We start from the raw sequence: 4,447 nt of genomic DNA, 5'->3' as shown, positions 1-4,447 counted from the left end.
TCGCAGCCTGCGGCAGCTCCTACATGTTTTGATCTTCAGCCGGTTTTTTGCCAACCTCATACTCACGCAACTTATTGGCGATGGTGGTATGGGAAACTCCCAACCGCTTGCCCAGTTGCCGACTACTAGGATGTTCGGAGTACAGGCGCTCAAGCACCGCTTTCTCGAATCGCCCGACGATATCGTCCAGTCCGCCCTCCAGGGAGAAATCACCCAAGGGCTGACGCACGCCGTAGTCCGGCAGGCGGATATGCTCGGCTTTCACCGTTGCGCCATCACATAGGGAAACGGCCTGGAACAGCACATTTTCCAGCTGCCGAACGTTGCCTGGCCAGTGGTAATGACTGAGACGGTCCATCGCCGCCGGGGCCAGTTTCGGTAGCGCACAACCAATCTGCCGACTGGCCTGGTCAAGAAAATGTTCCACCAGCGGCATCAAGCCATCGAGGCATTCGCGCAGGGGCGGGATGTGCAGCGAAAGGACGTTCAAACGGTGGTACAGATCCTGACGAAACTCCCCTCGGGCGCAGAGCTCGGACAAATCCACCTGCGTCGCACAGATCACCCTGACATCCAGGTACACCTCTTCATCGCTGCCGACACGACGGAAGCAACCGTCCTGCAAAAAGCGTAGCAATTTCACTTGCAGGCGCGGGCTCATTTCCCCCACCCCATCGAGGAATAACGTGCCTCCGGCGGTCAGCTCGAGCAAACCGAGCTTGCCTTCGGCCCGGGCGCCCTCGAAAGCACCGGGGCCATAGCCGAACAGTTCGGTCTCGGCCATGGACTCGGGCAACCCCGCGCAATTGAGCGCCATCAACGGAGACTGCCCGCGCGGACTCGCCAGGTGACAGGCGCGAGCCAGCAACTCCTTGCCAGTGCCGGTTTCGCCCTCTATCAACAGCGGCGCATCCAGTGGCGCCATGCGCCGGGCTTCGCGGACCACCGCAGCCATCACCTTCGAGCTCTGGAAAATGCTGTCAAAGCCGCGCAGCTCCTGTTTACGCACGTTATAAATGCGCTCGCCGACCCGATCCGCCCGATGCAGCGTCAGCACCGCACCGGCCATGGCCTCGCTGTCGTCGTGCTCCGATTGCAGTGGCGCGATGTCCGCCAGGAACACATCGCCCCTGACCTTGACCCGCAAGCCGTTGATGCGTGACTGATTGGCCCGCACCAGCTCCGGCAGATCAAAATCCTCGGCGTACCGGGACAGGGGGATTCCTGGCACTTCGTCCACCCGCACCCCGAGCAACTGCGCCGCTGCCCGGTTGGCGGCGACGATGGAGCCTGCCATGTCGATGGACAGCACCGGAAATTCCAGGGCGCCGAGCAGCGCGTTGAGCTCCATGTGCCGGCGCTCACTGGGCATCAACCCGACGCGCTTGACGCCGAACACCCCGGCAATACCTTCGAACTTCGGACGTAGCGCCTGAAACTGGATGTTGATCAGATTCGGGCAGTGCAGATAAATCGCATTGCCGTGCTCACCGCCCACTTCCCCGCGGGCGACGTTGATTCCGTACTCCACCAGCAAGTTGAGAATGTCCCGCAGGATGCCGATGCGGTTCTGGCAATGGACTTTGATGCGCATAAAAAGACCCGATGTGTATTAGGAATTCGTGGCGAGGGCAGCAAACTCCCTCGCCCCAAAGAATTTCTGCAGTGGCGCGCAAATAGTCGTCAAGATTATGTGACAGTTGTAGGCCGATTCCCACTCGAAAATCTCCAGCACATCGCCCCGCCAGCCAAAATGTAACGAAAACTTTACGTTATTGACCTTAATCAGAGACTGATCTCTGCGTCTCGCCGCTGCGCCAACGCCTGCTTCGGGTTATCTCTAATGCATCGCTGGACATAACAACAAACAAGCCGTCCCCCAGAGGGAAATCAGCAGGAGAGCAGCATGAAGCAGACGCAATACGTGGCCCGCGAGCCCGATGCGCAAGGTTTTATCCGCTACACCGCCGAAGAACACGCGGTGTGGAACACGCTGATCACCCGCCAGCTCAAAGTCATCGAAGGCCGTGCGTGCCAGGAGTACCTGGACGGTATCGACAAGCTGGGCCTGCCACACGACCGTATCCCGCAATTGGGTGAAATCAACAAGGTGTTGGGCGAAACCACCGGTTGGCAAGTGGCGCGGGTACCGGCGCTGATCCCCTTCCAGACCTTTTTTGAATTGCTCGCCAGCAAGCAGTTTCCAGTCGCGACGTTTATTCGTACCCGCGAAGAACTGGATTACCTGCAAGAGCCGGACATTTTCCACGAGATATTTGGCCACTGCCCGCTGCTGACCAACCCCTGGTTTGCCGAATTTACCCACACCTACGGCAAACTCGGCCTACAGGCTTCCAAGGAAGAACGCGTCTACCTGGCGCGCCTGTACTGGATGACCATTGAGTTCGGCCTGGTGCAAACCCCGCAAGGCCGGCGCATCTACGGTGGCGGCATCCTGTCTTCGCCCAAAGAAACCGTTTACTGCCTGTCGGACGAGCCGGAGCATCAAGCCTTCGATCCGCTGGAAGCCATGCGCACGCCCTATCGCATCGACATCCTGCAGCCGGTGTATTTCGTGCTGCCCGAGCTCAAGCGACTGTTCGACCTGGCCCACGAAGACATCATGGGCATGGTCAAGCGCGGTCGCGAACTGGGCCTGCACGCTCCGAAATTTCCGCCAAAAGCTGCGTGAACCGCGTCTTTTAATCTCAATTGAGTCTGTTGCACAACGCGGCTTTGCTTTAGCGTGAGTGCATCGACGTTTTTCAAATATTCGATCCGGGAACACACCATGAACACTCTGAACCAAGCCCATTGCGAAGCCTGCCGCGCCGACGCTCCACAAGTCAGCGACGAAGAACTGCCGGTACTGATCAAGCAGATCCCGGACTGGAACATCGAAGTGCGCGACGGCGTGATGCAGCTGGAAAAAGTCTTCCTGTTCAAGAATTTCAAGCACGCCCTGGCCTTCACCAACGCCGTCGGGGAAATCTCCGAGGCCGAAGGGCATCACCCGGGCCTGCTCACCGAATGGGGCAAAGTCACCGTGACCTGGTGGAGCCACTCCATCAAAGGTTTGCACCGCAATGACTTCATCATGGCCGCCCGCACCGATGACGTGGCCAAGACCGCCGAGGGCCGCAAGTAATGCATTTCGATGCCATCGGCCGGGTGCCCGGCGATCCGATCCTCGGCCTGATGGAGGCTTACGCGGCGGACAGCAATCCGGGCAAGTTCGACCTGGGCGTGGGCGTCTATAAAGACGCCCAAGGCCTGACGCCGATTCTTGCGGCAGTCAAACAGGCCGAGCAGCGCCTGGTGGACCGCCAGAGCACCAAGACCTACATCGGCGGTCATGGCGACGCCGCGTTCGGCCAGTTGATCAATGAACTGGTGCTGGGCGCCGACTCGACGCTGATCAAGGACAAACGCGCCGGAGCTACCCAGACGCCGGGCGGCACCGGCGCCCTGCGCCTGAGTGCCGACTTTATTGCCCAATGCCTGCCGGGCCGCGGCGTATGGTTGAGCAACCCGACCTGGCCGATTCACGAAACCATCTTCGCCACTGCCGGGGTCAAGACCAGTCATTACCCCTACGTGGGCACAGACAATCGCCTGGATTTCGACGCGATGCTGGCGACCCTCAGCCAGGCACCCAAGGGCGATGTGGTGTTGCTGCATGCCTGCTGCCATAACCCCACCGGCTTCGACCTGACCCAGGAACAATGGCGCCAGGTACTGGAGGTGATGCGCAGCCGCAACCTGCTGCCGTTGATCGACTTCGCTTATCAAGGTTTCGGCGATGGGCTGGAGCAGGATGCCTGGGCCGTGCGGCTGTTTGCTCAAGGCTTGCCTGAAGTCCTGATCACCAGTTCCTGTTCGAAGAACTTCGGCCTGTACCGCGACCGCACTGGCGCGCTGATCGTCTGCGCCGGCGATGCCGACAAACTGGTGGACATCCGCAGCCAACTGGCGAACATCGCCCGCAACCTGTGGTCGACGCCGCCGGATCATGGCGCGGCGGTTGTGGCGACGATCCTGGGCAACCCGGACCTTAAAAGCCTGTGGGCCGACGAAGTGCAGACCATGCGCCTGCGCATTGCGCAGTTGCGCAGTGGCCTGCTGGAAGCGCTCGAACCCCACGGTTTGCGTGAGCGCTTCGCCCATATCGGCGTACAACGCGGGATGTTTTCCTACACCGGCCTGACGCCGGAACAGGTCAGGCACCTGCGCGAACGTCACAGCGTGTACATGGTCGGCACAGGCCGGGCCAACGTGGCCGGCATTGATGCCACGCGCCTGGATTTGCTGGCGGAGGCGATTGCTGACGTGTGCAAGTAACATGTAGGAGCTGCCGAGCGAAGCGAGGCTGCGATGTTTCCCCTACCTACCCCTTGAGTCCCGAGCGAAAGGTCAGGATCAAAAGATCGCAGCCTCGCTTCGCTCG

The 4,447-nt window shown here is 60.3% G+C and carries 4 protein-coding genes; 3 read left to right on the top strand and 1 reads right to left on the bottom strand.

The annotated features are described in order from the left end of the window. Window positions 1–19: 19 nt before the first annotated feature. The gene (locus HU811_RS25335) at window positions 20–1,594 is read right to left on the bottom strand and encodes a sigma-54-dependent transcriptional regulator (RefSeq protein WP_092397491.1); all 1,575 of its coding nucleotides are present in this window, start codon (window positions 1,592–1,594) and stop codon (window positions 20–22) included. Window positions 1,595–1,906: 312 nt separating this feature from the next. Between HU811_RS25335 and phhA the strand changes: the two genes are divergently transcribed. The 3 genes from phhA (at window position 1,907) to HU811_RS25320 (ending at window position 4,341) form a co-directional block, all read left to right on the top strand. Continuing rightward, the gene (phhA, locus tag HU811_RS25330; protein ID WP_186658742.1) at window positions 1,907–2,692 is read left to right on the top strand and encodes a phenylalanine 4-monooxygenase; all 786 of its coding nucleotides are present in this window, start codon (window positions 1,907–1,909) and stop codon (window positions 2,690–2,692) included. A gap of 99 nt (window positions 2,693–2,791) precedes the next feature. Then, window positions 2,792–3,148, top strand: coding sequence for a 4a-hydroxytetrahydrobiopterin dehydratase (locus HU811_RS25325; RefSeq protein ID WP_003184087.1), 357 nt, complete (start codon window positions 2,792–2,794; stop codon window positions 3,146–3,148). Beyond that, window positions 3,148–4,341, top strand: a complete 1,194-nt coding sequence (locus HU811_RS25320; RefSeq protein ID WP_186658739.1) for an amino acid aminotransferase — start codon at window positions 3,148–3,150, stop codon at window positions 4,339–4,341. Before HU811_RS25325 ends, HU811_RS25320 begins: the two co-directional genes overlap by 1 nt. Window positions 4,342–4,447: the final 106 nt, after the last annotated feature.

The sequence above is a fragment of the Pseudomonas tehranensis genome (assembly GCF_014268615.1).
Classification (GTDB): domain Bacteria; phylum Pseudomonadota; class Gammaproteobacteria; order Pseudomonadales; family Pseudomonadaceae; genus Aquipseudomonas; species Aquipseudomonas tehranensis.
The sequence above is the reverse complement of the archived record's forward strand: the minus strand, read 5'-3'. Positions and strand labels throughout refer to the sequence as shown.